Raw genomic sequence first — 286 nt, 5'->3', positions numbered from 1 at the left:
TTAGACAACCAGGATGTTGGCTTAGAAGCAGCCACCATTGAAAGAGTGCGTAATAGCTCACTGGTCGAGTGACTCTGCGCCGAAAATGTACCGGGGCTAAACGGATCACCGAAACTGCGGATTGACATATTGATGCATATTTTCCTTTGGAAAAATGCCGTGTCAGTGGTAGGAGAGCGTTCCAAGGGCTGTGAAGCTAGACCGTAAGGACTAGTGGAGCGCTTGGAAGTGAGAATGCCGGTATGAGTAGCGAAAGAAGGGTGAGAATCCCTTCCACCGAATGCCT

The 286-nt window shown here is 49.7% G+C and carries 1 rRNA gene; it reads left to right on the top strand.

The annotated features are described in order from the left end of the window. A 23S ribosomal RNA gene (locus KI363_RS21760) occupies positions 1–286 on the top strand; the annotation flags it as partial.

The sequence above is a fragment of the Lederbergia ruris genome, from assembly GCF_018332955.1.
Classification (GTDB): Bacteria; Bacillota; Bacilli; order Bacillales; family Bacillaceae_C; genus Lederbergia; species Lederbergia ruris.
The sequence above is the reverse complement of the archived record's forward strand: the minus strand, read 5'-3'. Positions and strand labels throughout refer to the sequence as shown.